Origin of the sequence: Nocardia sp. NPDC059691 (assembly GCF_042733915.1) — a bacterium.
In the GTDB taxonomy this organism is placed as follows: Bacteria; Actinomycetota; Actinomycetes; order Mycobacteriales; family Mycobacteriaceae; genus Nocardia; species Nocardia sichangensis.
In genome coordinates, this window is record NZ_JBHWFB010000024.1 from 42,953 (window position 1) to 68,243 (window position 25,291).

The following is a 25,291-nucleotide window of genomic DNA, read 5'->3' on the forward strand; positions in this document are numbered from 1 at the left end:
TTTGCCGAGAAGACCTCTCGCTCATGTGCCGTTGATCTTGATGTTCAGGGTGGGTCGCGGGGGAGGAGGGTGCCGAGGGGGCCCAGGTCGATGTTGAGGTCTTCGGGGGTGAGGCCGAAGTGGTCGCGGAGTTCTTCCATGCGTTGCTCGAGGAGCATGAGGGTGGTGCCGATGCGTTCTATCTGGGTGTCGGTGAGGTCACCCGCGTCTACGCGGCGGAGTGCTTGGCGTTCCATGAGCTGGCGGAGGAGCTCGACCAAAGTGAGGACGAGGCTGACCAGGCCGCGCTCGACGGATTCCGGGTCGGTGTCGATACGCGGTGGGATGCCGCCGAATTCAGTCATCGCCGGGTGCCTCCATCGCGTGCAGCGGTCCGGAGAGGGTGCTGATCGAGGAGATCAGCGCCCGCAACGAGATCTGGACCAGGTCGACGTCCGCGATGGCGAGTTTGATGTCGCCGGAGATCACCACGCCGCCGGCCAGCACCCGATCCAGCAGATCCACCAACGAGACCCGGCGCTCGTCGTCGACCTCCCGTGTGGCGCGGCTCATGCCGGTTCTCGTTCCACGCCCGCGAACGAATACGGCGGCCACGGGCCGGTGAGTTCGAGGCGGATGCCGGGGAATTCGTCGCCGAGCGCCGTGACGATGGTGGCGAAGTCGTCGGTGCGGTCGTCGTCCACGAGGTAGGTCCCGTTGAGGACCAACCAATCACGACGGCCACTCAGTGCCGGGTCGGTCAGCGCCTGACGTCGCCCCGCGGCCGCGTGCTGGAGCAGGCGGGTGTGGATCTCCTCGGCGCGCTGGGCCGCGTCGCGTTCGATTGTTTCCTGCGCGGACAGTTGCGCCCGGCGCCGGGCCAGATACGCGGCTCCCGCGCCCTTGCCTTCGCTCGCGGTGCGGGACTCGGCCACGGCGGCGGTCAGGGCGGCGCGGTCGCCGTAGGCCTTCACGCCCCACTCGGTGCGGCCGCTCACGAGCTCCAACGCGGCGGCGAAATCCGCTCGCCGCTCGGTCAGCAGGTCGCGCACCCGGTCGTCGTCGAGGAAGACGGTAGCCAGCCGCAGTGGGACGGTCGGACCTCGTCGCACCAGGGTCGATACGACGGCGTCGTGCGCACGGGCCGTCCCTTCCAGCCAATCGAGGTCCTCCAGATGCGCCCGCATCGGCTGCTCTCCGAACACCTCGAGCGGCACCGAGCCGACGATCGCCGTCAGCCCGTCCACGACCACCGTTCGCACCGGCTCGCCCGCGACTCCGGTCAGCTCGCCCAGCTCCTCGCCGCCGCAGCCGGGCGTCACCGCGTACAGCCAGACCCCGAGGCCCTCCGTCACGACCGATCTTCCCTCGGTTGGCGGCGACGCTCGATGCGTTGCGGTTGTTCCTTCGCGCTCTCCAGTTCCGCGATCCGGTCGCGGAGCTTCTGATTCTCGAGTTCGAGATCGTGATCCTGCCGCTCCAGCGTGCGGGCCTTGCTGTTGAGCCAGGGATCGGTCTCCCACCAATCGATGCCCACCGACTTGGCGGTCTCCAAGGACGCGATCACCAACCGCAGTTTGATCGTGAGCAGTTCGATGTCGAGTAGGTTCACCTGTATGTCGCCCGCGATCACCAAGCCCTTGTCGAGCACCCGCTCGAGGATGTCGGCGAGGTTGGTCGACGAATGCCCGCCTCCGTACGGCTGCGGTGCGGACGATCCGCCGGGCACCACCGTCATGACCGAGCCCTTCCGATGTCGGTGCTGCCGCGCCCGTAGCGCTTGGTTCTGCGATAGGCCAGCAGGTTCCCGTCGAGATCGATCTCGACCTCGTAGAGCGCGAGGATGTCCGCCGACGACGGGATCCGGCGGTCCTCGAGCACCTCGATCTCCACCTGCCAGCCGTCCTCCGTCGGTTCCATCGACGTGACGCCCTGCACCTCTTTCGACGTCAGCTCGACGAGGTTTTCCACCGCCATGGCGGCGGCCTGCGCCGGGGTGCTGGGAGGTGGTTCGTCGGAGGCCGGGTCGACGTCCTCGGAAGTGGTCTTCCGTGCCACGCGCGTCACTCCTTCCGGATCACGCGCGGCGACCGGTCATGCGATCCAGGACCGCCTGCTGCGCTTGTCTACGCTCCTCTTCGGACAGCTGACCGGCTGCCGCGGCCGCATCGATCTCCTCGAGTTCCCGCCGCATGACGGCGGGATCTCGCATCTTCTGATCCACCTGGTCCTGGATCAATTCGCCCAACCAGATCACGCCGCGGACCGGGGCGACGGGCAGCGTCAGGATCGATGTGAGCACACCGAACATGCCTTACCCCTCGGGTGCGCGCTTCATGACGAAGTCGTAGGCCGCCATCGGGCCGAGCAGGTTCAACTCCACGCGGCCGTCCCAGTCCTCGCCCAGCCTGCGCAGCGTGTCCTCCAGGTCTTTCTGCCGGTCCAGTTCGACCAGCACCGCGATGTGGACGGCCTCCTCCTCATGCGTGGGCTCGCGCTGGTTGACGAGCGGTTCGAACTCCTCGAGCTCGGCGACCACCTTGCGAGTGTCCTCGGCCCGCTTGGACTCGATGGCCTGATTGATCATCTCGCCGAGCGCGATTCGCTCGTTACGGGTGGCGTCCTCCGGTTTGTCGCGGATCTCCCCGGCCAGCCGGGCGGCCTCGGCGTTCTCGTCGAGCAGCTCCCGGAGGATGGTGTTCTCGACGTAACGGCCGCGGACCACGAACTGCGCCCGGCCCTCGAGTTGCTCCAGCGCGGAGCGGAATTCGTCCTCGTTCGCTCCGAGTAGTTCGTTCTCCACCGCCTCGGTGTCGGTCATGACCGCGCCGAAGCGCAGCGGCAGCACCGGAGCGACGGCGGCCGATCCGTCCAGCAGTTCGGCGTGCGCGGTGAGGTCGTCGGGCGTGCCCAGCGGCCGATCCGACTCGAGCATGCTGACCAGCGCGGCGATCTCGCCGTGCCGTATCACCGATACCTCACCCGGTGGGTCGCCGACGCCGCTGGCGTGCGGCTCGGGCTCCACGTCGGCGGGCACGATGCCGTAGACGTAGACAGATGTCGCAGCGGTAGTCATCAGCCCTCCTTACGTTTGGGCCTGTTCGCCGTCTGGCGCTTGTCCTGCACGTCGCCGATGAAGTCCATGACCTTCTCGCCCGCCGCCTCGAGAGCGCCCTGCGTCTTGTGCTTCGCCAGGCCCTGGGTGCCCTCGCCGACGAGGTCGGTCAGTCCCTTCGGCTGGGTGGAGATCTCCAGCCGGTTGACGGCTTCGGCGAAGCGCAGATAGGTGTCCACACTGGCCACCACGACGCGGGCGTCGATGGTCACCAGCTCGATGCCGACCAGCGACACGCGCGCGAACGCGTCGATGACCAGGCCTTTGTCCAAGATCGTATCGATCACGTCGGCCAGGCTGGAGGAGTTCGGGCGCGCCATCGTGCCCGCTCCGCCACCCCCGCCGCCGCCTGCGGGTTCGATGGTCATGCGTTTGCTCCTCGCTTCTCACGCGACCGGCGAGGCGCCGCGCTGCGGCGGCGGGCGGCGGGTCGACGGCGAGGACGCCGATCTTCGTCTTGCTCGTCCTCGTCTCGCTCGTCCGTCTCTTGTTCGTCGGTCTCTTGTTCTTCCTCGTCCGGCTCCTGCTCGTCCGGCTCTCGTTCCGTTTCCTCTTCTCCCTGATCTTCTTCGGACTTCTCCTCTTCCTCGCGGCGCGCGGTCTCGTCGTCCTTGACGACCTTGCTGTCGTGGATTTCGCCGTGCCAGCCGACGATGTCGTCGGGATGCAGTACGGACTCGGTCATCACGTGCCGCTCGAAGTGCTTCAGTTCCAGCCGGCAGCGGCGGCCGGCCGCGCGCCAGATGTTGGCGGTCTTCTCGAAGACTCCCTTGGGGTGGTACTCCAGCACCACGAGGATGCGGGTGTACTGCGGCGTTATCTCGTGGAAGGTGACCGCGCCGTCGATGTAGCCCTTGTGCCCCTTGGAACGCCAGACGATCCGCTCGAACGGCACCTGCTCGAGAATCGTGGATTCCCAGGTACGCCGCGACCAGAACACTTTGCCGGTCCAGCTGAGCTTCTCGTCGGAGACCTGTTCCACTTGCTCGAGCTTCTTGGTGTACTTCGGGAAATCCGCGAACTGGGTCCACTGGTCGTAGGCCAGGTGGATCGGGACGCCGACGTCGATGTGCTCGACGATGTTCGTCAGCTTGATCTTCTTGCTGCCGCCCTTGCCCTTGCCGCCGGTGAGCGATTCCTTCACGTTCTCGAACTGCTCGCGTAGTGAGTGACCGAGCTTGGTTTTGCCCATGCTCATGGCCGTGCTCAACGGCGAAGAGCCACCGGCGAGCTTCTGCACGCCGGTCAGCGCCGCCAGCAGGTTCCCCCCGCCGCCGCCCTCGGCGTACTCGTTCAACCGGCCCGCGGTCTTCGACACCTGGTTCGTGAGCCCGGTCACCGCGCGTTCGGTCAGCGCTCCGGTGAGGTTCTGCAACGACTGCTGCAAAATGCCGGTCGGCGTGGGCGGCGGCGCGTTCTTCTTGGCGGAAGATCCGGCCTTCTTGGCCGAGGCTCCCGCCTTCTTCGCGGATGATCCCGCCCCGGTCGCGGCTTTGGCGGCCCGGCCCGCCGTATCGGCGGCCACCTTGCCGACTCCTTCCGTCGCGTCACGCAAAATCTTCGCCATCGCCGGTCACCTCCTCGTCCGGCGCACGGGGGCCTGGCCGGCCTCGGCGCGAGTACGGCGGCGGCCGGAAGTCCCGGACGGCTTACGATCCGCGGAGTCGGACGAACGGTCGGCGGTCCGCGAGCTCGCTCCGCGCTTGGCGGTGGTGCTCGACCGGCGAGTGCGCGTCCGCGCGGCAGGCCGCTCGGTGTCGTCCTCTTCCTCGCCCCGCTCGGAATCGTCCTCGTCCTCGGGCTCTTGTTCTTCCTCTTCGTACTCGTCCTCAGGCGTTCGATCCTCGTCCTCGTCCTCGTCCTCGTACTCGTCCTCGGGCTCTTGCTCCTGGTCCTCGTCCTCGGGCTCTTGCTCCTGGTCCTCGTACTCGCCCTCTTGCTCCTCGTCCTCGTACTCGTCCTCAGGCTGTTGCTCTTGCTCTTCGTCCTCCTCATCCGCCGCCTGTGAGCCGCGTTGTTCTTCGCCCGCCAGGAGCGTCGTCCCCTGCTGTAACCGGTTGCTGAGCGCGTCCATGCGGTTGCTCGCCGCGGTGACCGCGGCCGAACGCACCGCGCCGAGCAACTCGTCGCGCACGGTGTCGGTGATCTTGGTCAGCTCCGGCGTCGATTTGAGCAGCTCCGTGCCGCGCTCGAGCAGTTCGGCGGGTGTTCCCGCGGATCGTCTCGCCATCGCGGCTCCCGCCAGCGTCATCGCGAAGCGCATTTTCTTCGTGCGGCCGAGCAGGTACCCGAGGCCCACCCCTAACGCGATTCTTGCTCCACCTTTCATTGCTCACTCCTTGCTCGTCTCCGCCGCCACGGCTTTGCTGAGCCGGGGCGGCGAGACTTTGACGTCCCCAGAAGTGGGATAGACCACATGGCAGCGGCCAAACTTCAGCGTATGCCTGGTTACCCGATGGGTCGATGGGTTCTGCCTGCGGAAAGCTGGGAACTCGCAGGCTGGCGAACCTGTTTCAGCGATCACTCGGCGGTAGAGGTCGGAAAAAAAATTTCGAGAAACTTCGCGAACTGTGTCGAAGGCGAGCGAGCGGCTCCGACCAGTGGGTGACAGCAAGTCACGCCACAACACAGGAGCACATCATGTCCGTCAACACGTTCCTCTGGTTAGACAACGCCGCCGAGGAAGCCGCCGCCCTGTACGCCGCGGTGATCCCGAACTCGCGCGTGGTCGAGGTCTCCCGCAACTCCGACGGCTCGGCGTTCATCGTCTCGCTGGACCTGGACGGTCAGGCGGTCACGCTGATGAACGGCGGACCGGACCACCCGCACACCGATGCCGCATCGCTGCAAGTGGTCGTGGACACCCAGGACGAGGTCGACCGCCTGTGGGACGCGCTCACCGCGGACGGCGGCGAGCCCGGCCCGTGCGGCTGGCTGAAGGACCGCTACGGCCTGTCCTGGCAGGTGGTGCCCTCGGCGCTGCCGAAATTGATGAGCGGTGACGATTCCGCGAAGACCATCGCCGTCGGCACCGCCTTGCGGTCGATGTCCAAGCTCGATGTCGCGGCTCTCCAGAACGCCTACGACAACGCCTGATCAGGCGCCGCGAACGCCGAAGACCCCGCCGGGACGCCGTTGTCCGGGCGGGGTCTCGCGCGACGGCGTCGTCAGCGCCAGCGTTCGGGGGTCACGGGCGCGTCCCACGCGCGGGCGTAGCGGCGCTTGTCGGGGGCGTCGTATTCCTTGCTGCGGTAGACCACGTACGGCCGCACCAGGTAGCCGACCGGCGCACTGAACATGTGCACGAGCCGGGTGTAGGGCCACAGCCCGATCAAGGCGAGCACGACCAGCCCGTGCAGTTGGAAGGTCCACGGGGTGTCCACCATGAGCTCGGGTTGCGGGGTGAGCGTGAACAGGCTACGGAACCAGGGCGAGACAGTCTCGCGATAGTTGTAGGTGCCCCACAGCAGGTTGCTGCCCCAGGTGTTGAGCAGGCCGGTGACCAGTGCGGCGGTCAGCAGCCCGTACATCAGCTTGTCGTTGCCCGTGGTCGCCTTGCGGACGGCGGGAACGGTGAATCGCCGGTAGAGCAGGATGCCGACACCGGCCAGCACGGCCAGCCCGGCCAGCGACCCCGCCGCGACGGCGACCACGTGATAGACGTGCTCGGAGATCCCGACCGCCGAGGTCCACGACTCCGGGATGAGCACGCCGAGCACGTGCCCGCCGAACACCCCGAGCATGCCGAAGTGGAACAGCGGACTGCCCAGCCGCAGCAGGCGGCTCTCGTAGATCTGCGAGGAACGGGTGGTCCAGCCGAACTGGTCGTTGCGGTAGCGCCACAGGTGCCCGAGCACGAAGGAGGTGAACGCGACGTACGGCAGGATCAGCCACAGCGCGACCGGCAGATGCGGGGATGCGTTCATCGTCGGCCTTCCGATCCGTCGAACAGGGAGGGGTCCATCGCGAAGGGCTCCAGCCCGACTTCCTCCTCGGGCGGGCCCTGGGCGGCGAGTTCGGCGATGCGCCTGCGGTCGGCGGTGGTGGGCGGCGGCAGCGTCGCCCCGATCGCCGCGAGCACTCCCGCGTAGGGGGAGTTGTTGTCCGACAGCGAAAGTCGCAGCAGCTCCAGCACCGGAACGTGCTCGCCGAGCAGCCGTTCGCCGCCGATCGGGTCGACGGTGGCGGCGAACTCCAGCAGCACCGGCAGATGGTCGGGCAGTTCCTCGTCCCCGAGTTCGACACCGGCGTGCCGGTAGGCGTGCTTGAAACGCAGCAACGCCATTCCGCGCTTGCGGGTGTCGCCGTAGGCGTAGAAGGTCAGGTGCAGGCTGGCGCGGCGGCGCATGTCGAAGGTCGCGACGTAGTCGGCCGCGAGTTCCAGCGGCGGGGTGGTCCGCAGGTAGTCGAGGCATTCGCTCAGGTGTGTGCGCACCTCGTCGGGCAGATCGGCTGCGGCGCTGATCAATTGGTCGATCATGGCCAGTGTCTGCTCGCTGGGGTAGTCCAGCAGCAATGCGGCGATTCGCCACACCAGCTGGCGGTCGCGCTGGGCGAGTTCGACCACCGCTTCCGGGCGGCGGCGCAACTTCAGCAGGCTCATCGCCCCGCTCCGCTCGGCGCGGAGGCCGGATCACCCGCGACGCTGCCGGAGCCGTTGCTCGCGCCGTGCCCGTTGCCTGCGGGCCCGTCGCCTGCCCCGTTCGCGTGGCCGTTACCCGAGTGCCCGTTGCTCGTGCCGTCGGCGTGCCCGTTGCCGTTCGCGGCGCCATCGCTCGGCACCAGGCCCTCGGTGCTCTTGCCATCCCAGTTCAGCAGGTTGATCCGGGACGACTTCTGCTCCGGCGCGGCGTCGTTGGCGTCGGTGAGGTGGAACTTCTCCACCATCTGATCGAACGCCGTCATGCCCGGACCGCCGTCGGTGTCCAGGCTGCACCCGGTGGCGAGCGAATCCAGTTCGTGCGCACGGGCTCCCGCGCCGCTCGGGATGACATAACGGTGCTCGTACTTGGCGATGGCCAGCAGCCGGTACATCGCCTCGATCTCCTCGGGCTCCAGCCGCACCGACGGCGCGATCGAGGGATCGGGCTCCTCACCGAGGTTCACCGACCGCATGAACGAGCGCATCGCCGCGAGGCGCTGCAACGAAGCGCGCACCGGCCCGACCTCGCCCGCGGTGAACAGCTCGGCCAGGTACTCCACCGGAATGCGCAGCGCGTCGATCGCGCCGAACAGGTTGGACACGTTCTCGCCGTCGTGGCCGGTCTCGCTGAGCACGTCGACCACGGGCGACAGCGGCGGCACGTACCAGACCATCGGCATGGTGCGGTACTCCGGATGCAGCGGCAGCGCGATCTGATAGTCCACGATCAGCTTGTAGACCGGCGAATCCTGGGCGGCCTGAATCCATTCCGGCGAGATCCCGGCCCGCTCCGCCTCCGCGATCACCCGCGGGTCATGGGGATTGAGGAACACCCCGAGCTGCGACGGGTAGAGATCCTTGTCGTCGGTGACCGACGCGGCCTCGAGCACCGCGTCGGCGTCGTAGAGCATGACGCCGATGTAGCGCAGCCGCCCGACGCAGGTCTCCGAGCACACCGTCGGAATACCGACCTCCACGCGCGGGTAGCAGAAGGTGCACTTCTCCGCCTTGCCCGTCTTGTGGTTGAAGTAGATCTTCTTGTACGGGCAGCCCGACACGCACTGCCGCCAGCCGCGGCACTTGTCCTGATCCACCAGCACGATGCCGTCCTCTGCGCGCTTGTAGATCGCGCCGGAAGGGCAGGACGCCGCGCAGGAGGGGTTCAGGCAGTGCTCGCAGATGCGCGGCAGGTAGAACATGAAGGTCTCTTCGAACTCCAGTTTCACCTGCTCCGACAGCTTCGCCAGCAGCGGGTCCTTGCCGACCTGCTCGGGGCCGGAGCCGAGGTCGTCGTCCCAGTTGGCGCCCCAGGTGACCTGCGTGTCCTGGCCGGTGATCAGCGATTTGGGCCGCGCGACCGGCGTCGTGTCGACCGGCGGGGAGGACAGCAGGTTGTCGTAGTCGTAGCTCCACGGCTCGTAGTAGTCCTCGACCGTGGGCAGATCCGGGTTGGCGAAGATGTTCAGCAGCCGCTTCAGCCGGGAGCCGGACTTCAGGGTGAGCTTGCCGCGCTTGTTCAGCGTCCAGCCGCCCTTCCACTTCTCCTGATCCTGGTACTGCCTCGGATAACCCTGTCCGGGGCGGGTTTCCACGTTGTTGAACCAGACGTACTCGGTGCCGCCGCGGTTGGTCCACGCCTGCTTGCAGGTGACCGAGCAGGTGTGGCAGCCGATGCATTTGTCCAGGTTCATCACCATGGCCAGCTGTGCCATGACGCGCATGTCAGTACCGCTTTCTCGCGTCGGTGGATGGTGCCCGCGTGCCGCACTCGCCCATGTCAGTACTCCACTTCCTGCGAGCGCCTGCGAATCGTGGTCACCTCGTCGCGTTGATTTCCGGTGGGGCCGTGGTAGTTCAGCGCGAAGGACTGCTGCGCGTAGCCGCCGATGAGATGCGAGGGCTTGATCATGATGCGGGTGAGCGCGTTGTGGATGCCGCCGCGCTTGCCCCGGCCCTTGGTGTCCTCGCCGATGCCCTCGATACGCGGCACGTCCACCGCGCGGTCCTGGGCGTGGTACATGAACACCGTGCCCTCCGGCATCCGGTGGCTGACGATGGCGCGAGCCACCACGATGCCGTTGCGGTTGATCGCCTCGATCCAGTCGTTGTCGGCCACGCCGATCTTCGCCGCGTCGCGATCGGACATCCAGATCGTCTGACCGCCGCGCGAGAGCGTGAGCATGTGCAGGTTGTCCTGGTAGGCGGAGTGGATCGACCATTTCGAGTGCGGCGTCAGGTAACGCACCGTGACGCCCCGCTCGCCGACCTCGCCGATCGAGGGCTCGCGGAACAGCGCGGTCATGTCCAGCGGCGGACGGAAGATCGGCAGCTGCTCGCCGAGCTCGATCATCCAGTCGTGATCGAGGTAGAAGTGCTGCCGCCCGGTGAGCGTGTGCCAGGGCTTGAGCCGCTCGGTGTTGATGGTGAACGGCGAGTACCGGCGTCCGCCGGTCTCGCTGCCCGACCACTCCGGCGAGGTGATCACCGGCACCGGGCGCGCCTGGGTGTCGGCGAAGGTGATCCGCTTGCCCTCGTGCTCGGCGGCCAGGTCGGCCAGTTTCGTTCCGGTGCGGCGTTCCAGCGCGTGGAAACCCTCCACCGCGAGCCTGCCGTTGGTGGTGCCCGACAGCGCGAGGATCGCCTCGGCCGCGTGCGTGTCCTTGGCCAGCGACGGGCGGCCCTGCGCGACACCGGACACGACCGTGCCGTTCACCCCGGCCAGGTACTCCACCTCCTGGTCGGGATAGGTGGTGACGCCCTTGGTGGTGACGCCGAGCGTGTCGACCAGCGGCCCGAGCGCGGCCATCTTCTCCGCGATCTTCGGGTAATCGCGTTCGACCACGACCAGCTTCGGCATGGTCTTGCCCGGAATCGGCTCGCACTCACCGGCTTTCCAGTCCAGCACGCGCCCGCCCGCCTGCGCCGTCGCGTCCGGCGAGTCGTGCTGCAACGGCACGGCGACGATGTCCTTGCGCTTGCCCAAGTGCTTCTCGGCCATCCAGGAGAAGCCGCGCGCGATCCGGTGGAAGGCGTCGAAGTCGGTCTTGGCCTCCCAGGGCGGCGAGATGGCCGGGGAGAACGCGTGCACGAACGGGTGCATGTCGGTGGAGGACAGGTCGTGCTTCTCGTACCAGGTGGCGGCGGGCAGCACGATGTCGGAGAACAGCGTGGTGCTGGTCATCCGGAAGTCCAGCGACAGCAGCAGATCCAGTTTGCCGGTGGCGGCGGTCTCCCGCCAGTTCAGCTCCTGCGGCCGCACGCCGGTGGCTTCGGCGCCCTGCAGGTTGGAGTCGGCGCCGAGCAGGTGGCGCTGGAAGTACTCGTTGCCCTTGCCGGAGGAACCGAGCAGGTTCGCCCGCCACACGGTCAGACAGCGTGGGAAGTTCTCCGGCGCGTCCGGGTCCTCGCAGGCGAATTTCAGGTCGCCGGACTTCAACCCGTCCACCACGTGCTCGGGCGCGGTCTTGCCCGCGGCCTCGGCCTCGTCGACCAGGTCGAGCGGGTTGCGGTCGAAGGTGGGGTAGCTCGGCATCCAGCCCAGCCGGGTGGCCAGCGCGATGTTGTCGGCGGCCGTGCGCCCGGCGAACTTGCCCGTGCCGAGCGGCGAGGCGAACGACTCGGCGGTGAACGGGTCGTAGCGCCACTGGTCGTTGGTCAGGTACCAGAACACGGTGCCCTGCATCTGCCGCGGCGGCCGCTGCCAGTCCAGGCCGAAGGCCAGGGTGGACCAGCCGGTGACCGGGCGGCACTTCTCCTGCCCGACGTAATGCGCCCAGCCGCCGCCGTTCACGCCCTGGCAGCCGGTCAGCAGGGTAAGGGTGAAGAACGCGCGGTAGATCTGATCGGAGTGGAACCAGTGGTTGGTGCCCGCGCCCATCAGGATCATCGAGCGGCCGCCGGACCGATCGGCGTTGTCGGCGAACTCCCGCGCGATGCGCTGGGCCTGCACGGCGGGCACGCCGGTGATGGCTTCCTGCCAGGCCGGGGTGTACGGCTCGGTCGCGTCGTCGTAGCCGCTCGGCCACGTGCCGGGCAGTCCGTCGCGGCCGACGCCGTACTGGGCGAGCAGCAGATCGAAGACCGTGGTGACACGTTTGCCCGCGACGGTCGTGGTCGGCACGCCGCGCACGAGCACGCCGGGAACGTCGCTGTCGAAGCGGGGAATCTGTACGGCCGCAGCATCGTCGGTGCGGCCGTACAGACTCAGAAGGGGATCGACGTCCCCGAGATCGAGGTTCCAGCGGCCGGTTCCCGCTTCGCCGAACCGATGACCGAGCGACCCGTTCGGCACCACCGGCTGCGCCTGCGCGTCCAGCAGCACCGTCTGGAACTCGACGCCCTCGTCGGTGCGGCCCAGGTCGGCCGCGGTGAGGAACTTGCCGGGCAGGTAGGCCCCGTCGCGCTCGTCCAGCGTGATCAGGTACGGCAGATCGGTGTAGCGCTTGATGTAGTCGAGGAATCGCGGCGTCGACTTCTCGACGAAGAACTCCTTCAGCACCACGTGGCCCATCGCCATGGCCAGCGCGGCATCGGTGCCGGGACGCGCGGGCACCCACTCGTCGGCGAACTTGGTGTTGTCGGCGTAGTCGGGGGAGACCACGACCACCTTCTGGCCCCGGTAGCGGGCCTCGGTCATGTAGTGCGCGTCCGGCGTCCGGGTGACCGGCACGTTCGAGCCCCACATGATCAGATAGCCCGCGTCGAACCAGTCCGCGGACTCCGGCACGTCGGTCTGGTCGCCGAACACCTGCGGCGAGGCCACCGGCAAGTCGGCGTACCAGTCGTAGAACGACAGCATGGAGCCGCCGAGCAGCGAGATGAAGCGGGCGCCGACGGCGTGGCTGACCATCGACATGGCCGGGATCGGCGAGAACCCGGCCACCCGGTCCGGGCCGTACTGCTTGATCGTGTAAACATGTGCGGCAGCGGCGATCTCGGCCGCCTCCCACCACTCGGCGCGGACGAATCCGCCCTTGCCCCGCGCGGCCTTGTAGCTGCGCGCCTTCTCGGGGTCTTCGACGATCTCGCCCCAGGCCAGCACAGGGTCCTTGAGCCGGGACTTGGCTTCCCGGTACAGCTCCAGCAACGTGCCGCGCACGTACGGGTAGCGCACCCGGGCGGGCGAATAGGTGTACCAGGAGAACGACGCGCCGCGCGGGCAGCCGCGCGGCTCGTACTCCGGCTTGTCCGAGCCCACTGAGGGGTAGTCGGTCTGCTGTGACTCCCAGGTGATCACACCGTCTTTGACGTAGATCTTCCACGAACAGGACCCGGTGCAGTTCACGCCGTGCGTGGAGCGCACCACTTTGTCGTGCGACCAGCGATCCCGGTAGAACTCGTCGGCGCTGCGACCGCCGACCTTGTGCAGCGTCCGCTGATCGGACGATATCTCGCCCCGGTGGAAATATTTCCCCAGCCGCAGGAGCGCGTCCCCGGCGTCGGTGGCCGGGGCGGAGGGTGTATGACCCTGGGTACGCGAATTAACCACGACGTCCCCTTCGAGCTGTGCGATCGGGTTGATGTTCCGACTGTAAAGAGGCGCGCACGGCTGACCAAACGTCTTTCTCACAGCCCATTCGGAAGCGTGGTGAGTTGTGAGATCGGCGCAACGTCACGGTCACGGTAGCGCCGTGCTATCGGGCGGCATCCGGTGGCCCGACCAGGGGCAAACGGCTCTGAACTGGAGAAAATCGGATCCGAGGGGGCCGCCCACACGCATGTCGGTGATGCTTTGGAAACGGCGGGTTCTCCAGTGCTTTACATTTGTTAACACATTGGATCGATCTTCAGTGGGGCATTTTTCCAGTGTCCCGGCGAGTTTCGCTCGCGGCTCGGTGGCAACGTATTGTAAGCGTAATCACAATTCGCTGTGAATTCGCCCGACGTCGATCAATTGCACTGTGCTCCAGGCTCCGCCCGATCCGCCGTCGCCTCGATCGGGTCCGGGTGGCATCGCCAGTCTGGCTACCACCCGCCGGATGACACTGTCGCTCGTGACAACCGGCGGTGGACGACGGAGGGGCCGTGCGGTGGTGGAACGGCTGCCGACTCGCGGTACGCCGTCCTCGCACAACACGGCCCCAGTGGACGGAAACGGACATCGGCACACGGGCCGACGCGCGGCTCGGTCGATCCGGCCGAAAGTGGTCGCGGTTCCGAGGATGTTATCTGCGCGATCAGACCTGGTCGGCGGGGTTGATGTCGGCGAACGTGTCGACCCAGTGGTGCGGCGGCCGAGGCGGATTGGGCTCGCCGGGTCGGGCCAGCCCGACCACTCGCCACCCAGCGGCGACGGCGGCGTCGAGTTCGTCCGGGTGATCGGACAGGAACAGGATGCGCCCGGCGGGTGCGCCGATGGCGCCCGCGATCTTGTCGTAGGAGGAAGGCTCGCGTTTTCCGCCCGCCGTCGACAGATCGAAGTATCCGCTGATCAGGCCGGACAGACTGCCTCCGCGCGCGAAGGCGAACCAATCCTGCTGATTGCGAACCGATCCCGAGGAGTAGACGTACAGCGCGAGACCCGCGGCGTGCCACGCGGCCAGGGCCGGTGGCACGTCGGGGAAGAATTCGCCGTGCAGTGCGCCGCTGCGGAAACCCTCCGCGCAGATCACACCCTGCGCGGTCTTCAAAGGCTCGGCCTTGACGTCGGTGTCGAGCCACCCGCGCAGGATCGCGGCGACTTCGGCCGGGTCCGCGTACGGCCGCCCGGCCAGCTCCCTGGTCGCGTCCAGCACGGGCGCCGCGGCCGCGGAGCTGTTCTCGGCCAGCCACTCCGGAAGCCGTTCGCGGGTGTAGCCGTACAGGTCTTCGCGGACCGCGGCGGTGGGGCTGGTGGTGCCCTCGATGTCGACGACGACGGCGTCGATCACGGCGCGGTGAGCAGCTCGTCGAGGGTGGGGAAGCCCGCGCTGATCTTGTCGCCGGTGAAGTCGCCGACCCAGCCGTCCTCCTCCTCGAAGAAGCGGATGGCGATGAAGTCGGGGCGTTCGCCCATGTCGAACCAGTGCAGCGTGCCCGCCGGAACCGAGAGCAGATCGCCGCCCTCGCAGACCACCGCGAGAACTTCCTCGCCCAGGTGCAGGTAGAAGCAACCGCGCCCGGCGGCGAAGAAGCGCACCTCGTCTTCGGCGTGGCGGTGCTCGTCGAGGAACTTCCCGCGGGCGCCCTTGGCGATCTCCGGCCACTGCGGGTCGGCGTCGTCGGGGTGGATGCGGGCGATGTCGATGTGCTTGTAGCGCCCGGTCTCGTTCAGTTCGGCGACGTTCGTCGCGTAGTGCGCGAGCAACTCCTCCGACGGCACCGACGCGGCGTTCTCCACCACCGGCCAGCGGCCGAACGTGATGCCGTGCCTGGCGAGTTCGGTGCCGATCATCTCGTCGTCGCTGGTGCGTACGCGCACGTCGGCCGCGTTGTCGGCGGCCATCACCTGCAGCAGGGTCATGTCAGTCCAATCTCGAGAAAATCGTCGCGCGGGCCGAACGCCGCCGGACTACCGGTGCGGCACACCAGCTCACACAATGCTTCCAGGCATTCGGCGCGATCGCGCGCCTGGGCGAGATCATCGCCCCACGCGGTGATCCCGTGCCCGGCGATGACCAGGACCGGAAGTGCGTCGGGGTGGTCGAGGAGATAGCGCTCGATGTCGGACCCGATGCGCGGCACCTCGGGCCAGTTCGGGAAGACCGGGATGTCCGCGACGGCCGGATCGCCGCCACCGAGTCCCTTGATCAACTCGTAGTCGGTGATCCGCAGCGTGCCGAGCATTCCCGGCGTCGCCGAGCGGGTGGCCAGTGCCGTGGCGAACGGCGGATGGATGTGCACGACCGCTTGCGCCGGACGGGCCCGGTAGACGGCGGTGTGGATCGTCGTCTCCGCGGACGGTTTGCGCCCCTGGTCGGTCACGGGCGCGGAGTCCGCGACGCGCACGGTGACCATGTCGCGCTCGGTGAGCTCCCCTTTGGACAGCCCGCTCCCGGTGACCACGGCGGTCGCGCCGGTGCGCACGGAGATATTGCCCGCCGTACCCGGCATCCAGCCGCGCCGGTACAGCTCGCGGGCGAGGTCCGCGATTTCCGCGCCGGGCGACCGATCGGACCGGTGCACCACACCCTCTTCGGTGACCACCGCGGTCACCAAATCGGCGGGCGTGACGTCGAAGGCCGGGTTGAAGACCTCGGTGTGCGCGGGAGCCGTTGCCACACCGCCGAATCCGGTCACCTCGGCCGCCGCGCGTTCCTCCACGACGATCTCCCGGCCGGTGGCCATCGAGAGGTCGCGGGTGGACTCCGGGGCCACCACGACGAACGGGATGCCGTGATGACGGGCGGCGAGCGCGAGACCGTAGGTGCCGATCTTGTTGGCGACGTCGCCGTTGGCGGTGACCCGGTCGGCGCCGACCAGCACGCAGTCGACCTGTCCGGTCGCCATCGCCCAGGCGGCGGCGGAGTCGATGGTCAGCCGGTGCGGGATGCCCGCCTCGGCCAGTTCCCACGTGGTCAGGCGGGCGCCTTGCAGCAGCGGGCGGGTCTCGTCCACCAGCACCTGCTCGATCGCGCCGCGCTCGGACAGCACCCGCAGCGTGCCGATGGCGGTGCCGAACGCGCTGGTCGCCAGCCGTCCGGTGTTGCAATGGGTGAGCACGCGCAGCGGCCGGTCCGGACACAGGCGCTGCACCAGGTCGGCGGCGTTGGTGGCGGCGGCCCGGTTGACCCGGCCGTCTTCGGCCAGCATGTCGAGGGTCTCGGCGAGGACCGCATCGGCGCCCCGGCCCACCTTCGCCCGGACCCGCCGCACCGCCCAGGCCAGATTGACCGCCGTCGGCCGGGCCGCCGCGATCCGGTCCGCTTCGGCCTGCGCCGCGGTCTCGTCCACCACGCCGCCTACGGTGTGCGCGGCGGTGGCGAGGACGACGCCGAACGCGCCCGCGATGCCGATGGCGGGCGCGCCGCGAATGGCCAGCGTCCTGATCGCGTCGATGACCTGGTCGACGGTGCTCAGCCGCAGCTCGCGCACCTCGTGCGGCAGTCCGCGCTGGTCGACGGTGACGAGCGTGCCGTCGTCCCAGACCAGTGAGCTGTCGTCCATCAGGCGCATCCTTCGCGTCGAACCGGGTCGTGCCTGGTCAACGGTATCGGACGCCGGACGGCGAGCCGAAATCGCGTCAGGCCGCCCCGGCGCGCAGTTTGGCGGCGCGTTCGCGCGGGTCGTAGTCGGGGCCGACGCCCTCGATGAGCAGCAGGTCGCCGTCGATGTGATCGGCGCGCAGCGGCAGGATCTCCTGATATGCGGGCGAGTGGTACCACTCCCGCGCCTCGGTCATCCCGGGGAACTCGATCAGCACCATGCTGCCGGGCCAGTCGCCTTCCACGACCTCGGCAGGGGACCCGTGGATGACGAAGCGGCCGCCGAACGGGTCCAAGGTGGCCTGGATGCGCTCCAGGTATTCGAGGATGTCGGGATGCGGCCTGCGACTGCGGAGATGGGCGAAGCCATAGGCGGACATGGCGTGTGGATTCCTTCGTTCGACGACGCCGGAGATGGCGTCGAACCGACGGTAGGTCCGCCTCGCGCGGGGTGGCAATTACCTCCGGGGTAAGCACGGGGGCCTCGAAACGACCGCGGCCGCCGGTCCCGGGAGGAGGTGGGGCCGGCGGCGCGGGTGGCGCAGATCAGCTAGCGGCGGCGCTCCTGCTCGCCGCGCCGGTCGGGCATCTCGGACCGGTTGCCCCGACGGCCTTCCATGTCAGCGCCCTCGCGGATGTCCTGCTCTTGGCGCTGTTGCTGCTGCTGCCTCGGCATCTGCTTCGGCATTTTCTTAGGCGTTTTCTTCGACTTTTCAGTCATCTCCACTCGGTCCTTTCCGGGGGATTGATATTCGCCTAACGAACACACGATAGCGAGCGGGAATGGCCTGTGGAAGAGGAAATGAAAAATATGGCTCCGAGCGGCTCGGTTGTTGTGTTTACGCTGGTAGGAGCGCTTTTGAACCCTGTATTCAGTAATGAATCCAGTTCAGTTCGACTTTTTCTTCCGACCAGGTCGAGGCGGGGTGGACCGGATGAAAATGGCGGTCCTGCGTTCGTTTTATTTGCCTCGTGGATCGCTTCGCCGACGTATATCGCATTCGACTCCACTGCCGAGAAGGAGTGCGCGTGCGGGTTCCCGTGGCAACGAAACCCGCTGCACCGCAGAGACTTCGGATCGACGTCGGCCGAGCATCGGCGCACCCCCGTATTCCGCGCCCACTTGATCTCGCTGAAGCCAAGGCCCGCAACCAGTTTCGTTCGGTCCACGACGCACCCGCGGGCCGAAGGGTTCAGCGCAGCGGCAGGAATTCGACGATCGCGCCGTCCCCGGCATCGGGCGGGACGACCACCAGGCCGTCGCGGTCGATCAGGCCGCCCAGATGTGCCGTCCGGACGACCGGGTCGCCGATCCATCCGCCTTCCTCGGCGGCGCGAGCCGGAACGATGCGCGTCACCTGTCCGGCGATCTCGGCGGCGTTGTGCAGCGGCCCGCGCAGCGGGCGGGCGGGGAGCGCGCCGGTGCGGCCCTCGACGATCGCGGGTGCCAGCGCCATGAGCGTCGCGACGGCGGCGAACGGGTTGCCCGGCAGGCCGAGCACCGTGGTGCCGGAGGTGAGCCGGGCGACGACGGTGGAACCGCCCGGCCGCAGCCGCAGCCGCGGCACCACGATCTCGGCTCCGGCGCGGGTCAGGGCGGCACGGAGCTGGTCGGCCGCCCCGCCGCCGGTCGCGCCGACGATCACCAGCAGGTCGCGATCCGGCGCGACGGTCATGACCTCGTCGAATCCGTGCGGAGTATCACGCAGGTGCACCCGATCGGTGGTGCGAATGCCATACCTGGCCAGCAGTTCCGGCAGGATCGGGCCGATCGAATCGCGGGTCTGCCCTGCCTGCAGCGGACCTTCGCTGCGGATCTCGTCACCGGTCATGACGACGTGCGCGCGGACCGGGCCGCGCACCGGCGCGGCGGTGACCTCGACGCTCGCGGCCGCGGAGACCAGCGCCGCGGTGACCGGTGCACCCTCCGGTGCGACCGGATCACCGGCCGCCCGGTCCTCGCCGCGGCGGCGGATGTCGTCGCGCGGCGGGGTGTCCGGCAGGCGGTACAGCGTTTCGTCGGCGACGTGCACGAACTCGTCGCGCAGCACGCCCGTGGTGCCGTCGGGGACGTGCGCGCCCGTGGCGATGCGCACCGCCTCGCCCGGCAGCAGCCCCACCGGACGCCGTCCGCCCGCGAAGCCGACGTCGCGGCGCAGGCGCCACGGCCCGTCGCCCGCCACGGCGTAACCGTCCATCGCCGAGACGTCGAAGCGAGGCAGCGGCCCGGCGGCCGTCAATGGGCCCGCGAGCGCGGCCCCGATCACCGATGACAGGTCGGCTTCGTACGCGGTAAGCCGGGAAAGTTCGGTGCGCAGCAGATTTCGCGCCTCGCCGAGCTCGAGTGGCGGTTGCTGTCGTGGCGCGTCCACCGCCGCTCTGGCCTGTCGCACCTCCTCCTCGGTGTCGCAGTCGCCGACGCCGGAGAGCGGGATGATCCCGGCGGCTGCGGGCACCAGCGCCTTCATCGGCTGATTGATCAGCGCGTCGAGCTCGTCCAGCGCGGCCGCAAGCGCGGAACGCCGCCACACCCCGATCAGGTATTGCGGGCGACCCGACTCGTCGGCCGCGAACACCGCGTCCGCTCCCGATTCGGTGGCGTGCCGGATGAGTTCGGCGATCGCCGACGGCGACAGGAACGGAAGGTCGGCGGCAAGGACCACGACCAGCGGGGCGGCGGAGCCGAGGGCCCGCAGCCCCGTGTCGATCGCCGCCACCGGCCCCGATCCGGGCGGCACCTCGCGAACCTGCGTGATCTCCGGCGCCAACTCTGGGCGGTGCGGTCCGACCACCACCGTCCGCGCGCACGAGGCGACGGCGGCGAGCGCCACTTCGAGCATGGAACGGCCGCCGATGACGATGGCCGGTTTGTCCACGCCGCCCATCCGGCTGGCCCGGCCGCCCGCGAGCACGATCGCGTCGGCGGCCGTCACACGCCACGACCCGGAGTCAGGTACACCATGGCGGCCATGCTAATTCGTCACCATGGGGAAGCCGGGGAGCGGACGGCGTCGATCAGGCGTTCGACCAGAAGCGGGCCGGCGGCAGCAGCCGGAACTCGTTGAGCTCCGGGTCGGCGAGCACGAGGTCCGTTTCCCGGTCGGGGGCCGGGGCGCTACGGTCGATGGAGGTGGCGCCCGCCGCGTGCAGCCGGGCCACCTCCGCGTCCCGGTCGTCGGCCGGGAACGAGGTGAGATCCAGGCGCAGTCTGGTCCGGCCCGACCCCGCGTCGGGCGTGCGCACGAACTCCAGCCAGGAGCCGAGTCCGGTCGGTGCGCGTAGTCCGGCCAGCCGCTCGCCGCGCCGCATGGACGGCCAGCCGGTGGCGGCCGACCAGAATTCGGCCAGGCGCTGCGGATCGCGCGTGTCGACCACGACCGCCGCGACGGCCCCGGTGTCCACGTACTCCTCCCTCGGTTCGAGCACGCAGAACTCGTTGCCCTCCGGATCGGCGAGCACCGCCCACGGCACCGCGCCCTGCCCGATGTTGATCGAGCGCGCGCCCAAGGCCAGCGCCCGGTCCACCTGGGTGCGCTGGTGGTCCAGCGAGCGGGTGGCCAGATCGAGGTGCAAGCGATTCTTGCCGACCTTGGCCCGCATCGCGGGCAGGAAGGTGAGCGCCAGGTCGCCGCCGTCGGCGTCGGGAGCCGCCACGTTCACCTCGTCGGGGCGGTCGAGGGTGACACTCCAGCCCAGCAGTTCGGCCCAGAAATTCGCGACCGAACGCGGCCGGTCGGCGTCGAACACGACACATGCCAGGCGGGTGGGCATGGATCAACGGTACTGGCCGCCATTCCGGCACGGAGGAATTTCGGAAAGCGGCGCTCAGTCGCCGGGGAGATCGGGCAGCGGGAAGCGTGCGGCGCGCAGGTCGACGCGTCCGTCCCGGATCGGCACGCCCTCTTCGGCCAGCAGACGCAGCTGGCGATGAGCCAGGTGGGCGGCGGGGCGGCCGCTCGCGCCGAGCACCCGGTGCCAGGGCAGATCGGCCGAGTCGGTGCGCATGATCCAGCCCACTGTGCGCGGCGTCGACAAACCGGCGGCCGCCGCGATGTCGCCGTAGGTGACCACCCGGCCGGGCGGAACCGCCGCCACCAGCGCGCGCACCTGCTCGATCTGGGCGTCGGTGGTCGGCATCGGCTCAGAGCACCGAGCGCACGAGTTCGCCGGTCTGGGCCGGATACGCCTGGGCGACCATGTGATCGCAGTTCCATTCGAGCACGGTCAGGCCCGCGCCCATGTGCTCGGTGAGCGCCGCGCGGAATTCCGGCGTGACGAACGGCGGGTGCACCTTCATCGCCTGCACCAGCACGGTCGGCAGGTCGGCGGGCGGAAGCACCCAGTGGCGGGCCAGCTGGCCCCAGTAGGAGTTGATCGCGGGCAGGCTCATCCGCCAGCCGAAGCGCCCGTCGGCGGTGGGCATCAGGTGTTCGTCGAGTTCGGCTTCCAGCAATCGCGGCTCCACATCGCCCCAGCCGGTGTCGAGTTTGTCCTGGCGCGCGTGGTCGACGCTGTCGTAGTCGGCCGAGACCAGAGTGGACAGCGCGATCTCGTTGAGCCATTCCGGCTCCAGCGCGATCGCCGGATCGAGCAGCACCAGTTTGCGCACCAGTTCGGGATGCCGATGGGCCAGGTGCAGCGCGCACGCGCCGCCGAAGGAGTGCGCGACAACCACGACCGGGCCGTCCGCCTCGGCGGTGACCAACTCGACCAGGTCCTCGACGATGGTCTCGAAGTTCCACGGCGGCAGCGAGGTCGAGCGTCCGTGCCCGCGCAGATCCGGTGCGAGCACCCGTACGTCGGGCAGATGCCGGGTCGCCAGGTCTTCCCAGCGTTTGCCGTGACCGGTCACACCGTGCAGGGCGAGCACCACCGGTCCCGTCGTCGGACCGAACCGGTGGACATTCAGAGCAGACACCGGTCCATTCTGACCTGCGCCGTGATCGGCCGCAGCGCCGGTCGGGCGGAGGCGTGTACCGGCGTGTCGGTCGTGTCTGTTGCAATAGCCCGCGTGGTGCGATCGGATGGCGCGGTGCGACTGGTTCGCCGGAACGTGGTGGCGCCCCGGCCGCGAGACTGGGGCGCCGACGTCCGCGCGCTGCTGGACGCCGCGGCCGAGGCCGGTCCCGCGCGCCCGGGATGGCGGCCCTGGCAGGTGCTCGGCGGCCCGGGCACGGGTAAGACCGCCCTGCTGGTCGACCTCGCCGCCGGGCGCATCGCGGCCGGAGCCGACCCGGAATCGGTGCTGGTACTGACCCATTCGAAACAAGCCGCGGGCGCTGTACGAGACGCCATCACCACGCGGCTGAGCGGCCCTGGCCCCGGCGCGGAGGGCGGTGTGCCCGGCGCCACACGAGAACCCCTGGTGCGCACCCTGCACTCGTACGCCTTCTCCGTGCTGCGCAGGCACGCGATGGCGCACGGCAACCCGCCGCCGCGTCTGCTGACCGGAGCCGAACAGGACGCCGTGGTGCGCGAGATGCTGCGCGGCGATCTGGCGGACATGGCCGAGGGCGCGCACGGATTGTGGCCGGAGCGACTGCGGCCCGCGCTCGCGCTCGGCGGGTTCGCCGAACAGTTGCGCGATCTCATGCTCCGGGCCACCGAACGCGGCATCGGGCCGGAGGACCTGGTGCGCCTCGGCCGCGAGCACGCCAAGCCCGAATGGGTGGCGGCGGGCAGGTTCGCCCTCCGCTACGAGCAGACGATGCTGCTGCGCTGGTCGGTGGGCGTCGATGCGCCGGAGGCGACCGCGCCCGCGCTGGACGCCGCCGAACTCGTCGGCGCGGCGCTGGACGCCCTGGCCGCCGACCCGAATCTGCTTGCCGCCGAACGCGCCAGGATCCGATACCTGCTGGTCGACGACGCGCAGCACCTGGACCCGCAGGCGGCGATCCTGGTGCGGGCGATCGGGCACAGTGCCAGGACCACGGTGGTCGCGGGCGATCCCGACCAAGCCGTGTTCGCCTTCCGCGGCGCCGACGCGCGATTCGTCGCCGAACTCGACGTGCCACCCGAGCGGCGAGTCGTGTTGCGCGACAACCATCGGTTCAGCGGTCAGGTGGAGCTGGCGGTCGCCCGGATCGCGGCACGCCTGCCGGGTAGTGCGCCGCAGCGCATCCCCGTGCCGGAAGACACCGGCCCACGGGAGGACGGCACCGAGGTGCGCGTGCGCGTGCTGGCCACGCCGGCGAAAGAGGCCGCGCTCATCGCCGACCACTTGCGCCGCGCGCATCTCACCGGTGGGGTGCCGTGGTCGCGGATGGCGGTGATCGTCCGTTCGGTGCCGCTGTCGCTGGCGCCGCTGCGCCGCGCCCTCCTCGCCGCGGGCGTGCCGGTGCGGCAGCCCGCGCTGGACACGCCGCTGGCGCGCAGGCGCGGCGCGGCCTGGATGCTGCTCTCGCTGCGCGCGGTCCTGGCGGGGGAGCAGGCGCAACGGGGCGCGGAACCGGCGTTCGAGCCGGAGGACGCCCTCGACCTGCTGTCCGGGCCGCTGGGCGGCGCGGACCAGATCGCCTTGCGCCGGCTGCGCCGCGGCATCCGGCGCGCGGTGCTGGAATCGGTGCGCGCCGGGGCGAAAACATCGGACGCGGGCGACGATTCGCCGCCCGACCGCGACTCGGACATCGACCGCCCCTCCGCACTGATGTTGCGCGATCTGCTGATCGGGACCGGCGATCCGGCCATCATGGACCGGCTCACCGAGGTCGAGGCCGCGCCGCTGCGCCGGGTGCTGGACGCGCTGCGCCGGGCGCGCAAGGTACGCGGGCGCGGCGCGGGCCTGGAGGACGTGCTGTGGGCGCTGTGGACCGGTTCTCGGCTGGAACGGCGCTGGGTGGCGCAGTCCGAGCGCGGCGGCGCGGTCGGCATGCAGGCCGATCGCGATCTGGACGCCGCGGTCGCGTTGTTCGACGCGGCCGCCGCCTATGTCGACCGGTTGCCGCGCGCGAGCATCGAAGGGTTCGTCGAATACCTGACGCAGCAGGAGATTCCGCAGGACGCGACGCCTCGTACACTGCCGGGCGAAGCGGTGGCGCTGCTGAGCGCGCACGCCGCCGCGGGGCGGGAATGGGATGTGGTCGCCGTCGCCGCCGTCCAGGAAGGGATCTGGCCCGATCCGCGCACCCGCGGCACCCTCTTGCACACCGAGGACCTGGTCGATCTCACCGCCGGGGTGTCCGATGCCGGGGAGCGGGTGAGCCGTGCGGCGCCGATCCTCGCCGAGGAGCGCAGGTTGCTGCTCGTCGCGTGCAGCCGGGCCCGGCGGTCGCTGCTGGTCACCGCCGTGGAATCGGTCGCGGGCGAACGCGATCTGGTGCCGTCGCGCTTTCTCGCCGAACTGCTCGGACACGACGACGACGGCGAGCCCGGTGCGCTCCCGGTGGCCGACCCAGGCCGCGCCCTGGTGATGCACTCGCTGGTCGCCGAATTGCGCGGCGTGGTCTGCGATCCGGAGGCCGACCCGGAACGCAGGCGCCGCGCCGCGCACCAGCTCGCTCGGCTGGCCGACGCGGGCGTCCGGGGAACCCACCCCGACGACTGGTACGGCACCACCGAACTCAGCTCGCGGCGACCGCTGTGGACCGAGGACGACGGCGCGGTCGCGCTGTCGCCCTCCACCGTCGAATTGCTGCGCACCTGCCCGCTGCGCTGGGCGCTGGAACGCAACGGCGGCACCGACGGCGACAACCCGCACGCCGTCAAGGGCAATCTGGTGCACACGCTCGTGCAGGCGCTGGCGGGCAAAGTGCCAGAGGAACAGGTGCGCGCCGCATTGGATCGCGCTTGGCAAGCGGTGGATCCGGGGACCGGCTGGCATTCCCGGCAGGAATTGCGCCGCACCGAGGCGATGCTGGAGACCTTCTCGGCCTGGGTACGCAACACTCGCGGCGAACTCACCCAGGCCGGGGTCGAGGTGCCGGTGGACTGCGTGCTGCCCGCGCGCACGGAAGACGAACGCGCCGTACGGATCCGGGGCCGTGTCGACCGGCTGGAGCGAGACGCGCAAGGCCGTTTCGTCATCGTCGACGTGAAGACCGGCAAGTCGCCGGTCACCAAGCAGGCCGCCGTCGATCACGCGCAGCTGGCGACTTACCAGGTAGCGGCGGCCGCGGGCGCTCTCGACGCACCGGAGGAATCCGGTTCGGCCGAGCCGGAACCCGCGATCGGCTCGGCGGGCGAACCCGGCGGGGCGCGATTGGTGTACGTCGCCAAGCCGAGCAAGGCTGAGGGCGCCACTCAGCGCATGCAGCCTCCGCTGGACGCCGAGGCGCTCGGGCACTGGCGCGACACGATCCACCAGGCCGCGTCGTCCACTCAGGGCCCCAGCTACCTCGCCATGCGCAACGACGGATGCCGCCACTGCGCGGTCGCGGGCAGCTGCCCCGTGCAGGACAGCGGGAGGCAGGTGACCGACGAGTGAGCGCGCTCTCG

Annotated in this window: 25 protein-coding genes; 2 read left to right on the forward strand and 23 right to left on the reverse strand. The window is 69.4% G+C overall.

What is annotated here, in order from left to right; genetic code table 11:
- Window positions 1-44: 44 nt before the first annotated feature.
- The 10 genes from ACFV2O_RS35525 to ACFV2O_RS35570 are packed head-to-tail and all read right to left on the reverse strand — an operon-like array spanning window position 45 to window position 5,423.
- Window positions 45-344 (reverse strand): gas vesicle protein K, encoded by a 300-nt coding sequence (locus ACFV2O_RS35525; protein WP_355079762.1) that lies wholly within the window; start codon window positions 342-344, stop codon window positions 45-47.
- The gene (locus tag ACFV2O_RS35530) at window positions 337-552 is read right to left on the reverse strand and encodes a gas vesicle protein (protein WP_379256090.1); all 216 of its coding nucleotides are present in this window, start codon (window positions 550-552) and stop codon (window positions 337-339) included. Before ACFV2O_RS35530 ends, ACFV2O_RS35525 begins: the two co-directional genes overlap by 8 nt.
- Entirely contained in the window at window positions 549-1,334 is a 786-nt protein-coding gene (locus ACFV2O_RS35535) for a GvpL/GvpF family gas vesicle protein (protein ID WP_379256092.1), read from the reverse strand. Before ACFV2O_RS35535 ends, ACFV2O_RS35530 begins: the two co-directional genes overlap by 4 nt.
- The gene (locus ACFV2O_RS35540) at window positions 1,331-1,717 is read right to left on the reverse strand and encodes a gas vesicle protein (protein ID WP_379256094.1); all 387 of its coding nucleotides are present in this window, start codon (window positions 1,715-1,717) and stop codon (window positions 1,331-1,333) included. Before ACFV2O_RS35540 ends, ACFV2O_RS35535 begins: the two co-directional genes overlap by 4 nt.
- Window positions 1,714-2,037 (reverse strand): gas vesicle protein, encoded by a 324-nt coding sequence (locus ACFV2O_RS35545; protein ID WP_379256095.1) that lies wholly within the window; start codon window positions 2,035-2,037, stop codon window positions 1,714-1,716. The genes ACFV2O_RS35540 and ACFV2O_RS35545 overlap by 4 nt, the downstream gene beginning before the upstream one ends.
- 19 nt (window positions 2,038-2,056) lie before the next feature.
- Complete coding sequence (locus ACFV2O_RS35550; protein ID WP_355079752.1) at window positions 2,057-2,290, reverse strand: gas vesicle protein GvpG; 234 nt, start codon at window positions 2,288-2,290, stop codon at window positions 2,057-2,059.
- Window positions 2,291-2,293: 3 nt separating this feature from the next.
- Window positions 2,294-3,055: a GvpL/GvpF family gas vesicle protein gene (locus ACFV2O_RS35555; RefSeq protein WP_379256097.1), complete on the reverse strand. Its 762-nt coding sequence runs from the start codon at window positions 3,053-3,055 to the stop codon at window positions 2,294-2,296.
- Window positions 3,055-3,462, reverse strand: a complete 408-nt coding sequence (gene gvpJ, locus ACFV2O_RS35560; RefSeq protein WP_355079748.1) for a gas vesicle protein GvpJ — start codon at window positions 3,460-3,462, stop codon at window positions 3,055-3,057. The genes ACFV2O_RS35555 and gvpJ overlap by 1 nt, the downstream gene beginning before the upstream one ends.
- The gene (locus ACFV2O_RS35565) at window positions 3,459-4,661 is read right to left on the reverse strand and encodes an SRPBCC family protein (protein WP_355079744.1); all 1,203 of its coding nucleotides are present in this window, start codon (window positions 4,659-4,661) and stop codon (window positions 3,459-3,461) included. Before ACFV2O_RS35565 ends, gvpJ begins: the two co-directional genes overlap by 4 nt.
- Window positions 4,662-4,667: 6 nt before the next feature.
- Window positions 4,668-5,423 (reverse strand): hypothetical protein, encoded by a 756-nt coding sequence (locus tag ACFV2O_RS35570; RefSeq protein WP_379256099.1) that lies wholly within the window; start codon window positions 5,421-5,423, stop codon window positions 4,668-4,670.
- Between the two features lie 311 nt (window positions 5,424-5,734).
- On the opposite strand from ACFV2O_RS35570, the gene ACFV2O_RS35575 reads away from it, so the two are divergent.
- Window positions 5,735-6,190 (forward strand): VOC family protein, encoded by a 456-nt coding sequence (locus tag ACFV2O_RS35575; protein WP_379256101.1) that lies wholly within the window; start codon window positions 5,735-5,737, stop codon window positions 6,188-6,190.
- Window positions 6,191-6,261: 71 nt separating this feature from the next.
- On the opposite strand, the gene narI is transcribed toward ACFV2O_RS35575, so the two are convergent.
- From narI to ACFV2O_RS35640, 13 genes are all read right to left on the reverse strand, one after another.
- Window positions 6,262-7,020 carry a respiratory nitrate reductase subunit gamma gene (narI, locus tag ACFV2O_RS35580; RefSeq protein ID WP_355079740.1) on the reverse strand — a complete coding sequence of 253 codons (759 nt, stop codon included), beginning with the start codon at window positions 7,018-7,020 and terminating at the stop codon, window positions 6,262-6,264.
- A complete protein-coding gene (gene narJ, locus ACFV2O_RS35585; protein WP_379256102.1) occupies window positions 7,017-7,697 on the reverse strand; it encodes a nitrate reductase molybdenum cofactor assembly chaperone in 681 nt (226 codons plus the stop codon). The genes narI and narJ overlap by 4 nt, the downstream gene beginning before the upstream one ends.
- Window positions 7,694-9,448 (reverse strand): nitrate reductase subunit beta, encoded by a 1,755-nt coding sequence (narH, locus tag ACFV2O_RS35590; protein WP_379256127.1) that lies wholly within the window; start codon window positions 9,446-9,448, stop codon window positions 7,694-7,696. The genes narJ and narH overlap by 4 nt, the downstream gene beginning before the upstream one ends.
- 65 nt (window positions 9,449-9,513) lie before the next feature.
- The gene (locus ACFV2O_RS35595) at window positions 9,514-13,224 is read right to left on the reverse strand and encodes a nitrate reductase subunit alpha (protein ID WP_379256103.1); all 3,711 of its coding nucleotides are present in this window, start codon (window positions 13,222-13,224) and stop codon (window positions 9,514-9,516) included.
- Window positions 13,225-13,912: 688 nt separating this feature from the next.
- Window positions 13,913-14,605 carry an acireductone synthase gene (mtnC, locus tag ACFV2O_RS35600; RefSeq protein ID WP_379256104.1) on the reverse strand — a complete coding sequence of 231 codons (693 nt, stop codon included), beginning with the start codon at window positions 14,603-14,605 and terminating at the stop codon, window positions 13,913-13,915.
- Window positions 14,602-15,177 (reverse strand): acireductone dioxygenase, encoded by a 576-nt coding sequence (locus tag ACFV2O_RS35605; RefSeq protein ID WP_379256105.1) that lies wholly within the window; start codon window positions 15,175-15,177, stop codon window positions 14,602-14,604. Before ACFV2O_RS35605 ends, mtnC begins: the two co-directional genes overlap by 4 nt.
- Window positions 15,174-16,820, reverse strand: a complete 1,647-nt coding sequence (gene mtnA, locus ACFV2O_RS35610) for an S-methyl-5-thioribose-1-phosphate isomerase (RefSeq protein WP_379256107.1) — start codon at window positions 16,818-16,820, stop codon at window positions 15,174-15,176. Before mtnA ends, ACFV2O_RS35605 begins: the two co-directional genes overlap by 4 nt.
- 76 nt (window positions 16,821-16,896) lie before the next feature.
- A complete protein-coding gene (locus ACFV2O_RS35615; protein WP_356960774.1) occupies window positions 16,897-17,238 on the reverse strand; it encodes a DUF1330 domain-containing protein in 342 nt (113 codons plus the stop codon).
- 170 nt (window positions 17,239-17,408) lie between these two features.
- Window positions 17,409-17,579 carry a hypothetical protein gene (locus tag ACFV2O_RS35620; RefSeq protein WP_356960775.1) on the reverse strand — a complete coding sequence of 57 codons (171 nt, stop codon included), beginning with the start codon at window positions 17,577-17,579 and terminating at the stop codon, window positions 17,409-17,411.
- A 472-nt stretch (window positions 17,580-18,051) separates the two neighbouring features.
- Window positions 18,052-19,791 (reverse strand): NTP transferase domain-containing protein, encoded by a 1,740-nt coding sequence (locus ACFV2O_RS35625; protein WP_379256108.1) that lies wholly within the window; start codon window positions 19,789-19,791, stop codon window positions 18,052-18,054.
- A gap of 82 nt (window positions 19,792-19,873) precedes the next feature.
- Complete coding sequence (locus tag ACFV2O_RS35630) at window positions 19,874-20,629, reverse strand: VOC family protein (protein ID WP_379256110.1); 756 nt, start codon at window positions 20,627-20,629, stop codon at window positions 19,874-19,876.
- A 54-nt stretch (window positions 20,630-20,683) separates the two neighbouring features.
- Window positions 20,684-20,995, reverse strand: coding sequence for an MGMT family protein (locus ACFV2O_RS35635; protein ID WP_355079720.1), 312 nt, complete (start codon window positions 20,993-20,995; stop codon window positions 20,684-20,686).
- 4 nt (window positions 20,996-20,999) lie between these two features.
- Window positions 21,000-21,776 carry an alpha/beta hydrolase gene (locus tag ACFV2O_RS35640; protein WP_379256112.1) on the reverse strand — a complete coding sequence of 259 codons (777 nt, stop codon included), beginning with the start codon at window positions 21,774-21,776 and terminating at the stop codon, window positions 21,000-21,002.
- Window positions 21,777-21,848: 72 nt separating this feature from the next.
- Here ACFV2O_RS35640 and ACFV2O_RS35645 point away from each other — a divergent pair, with 72 nt between their 5' ends.
- Window positions 21,849-25,280, forward strand: coding sequence for an ATP-dependent helicase (locus ACFV2O_RS35645; RefSeq protein WP_379256114.1), 3,432 nt, complete (start codon window positions 21,849-21,851; stop codon window positions 25,278-25,280).
- Window positions 25,281-25,291 lie beyond the last annotated feature (11 nt).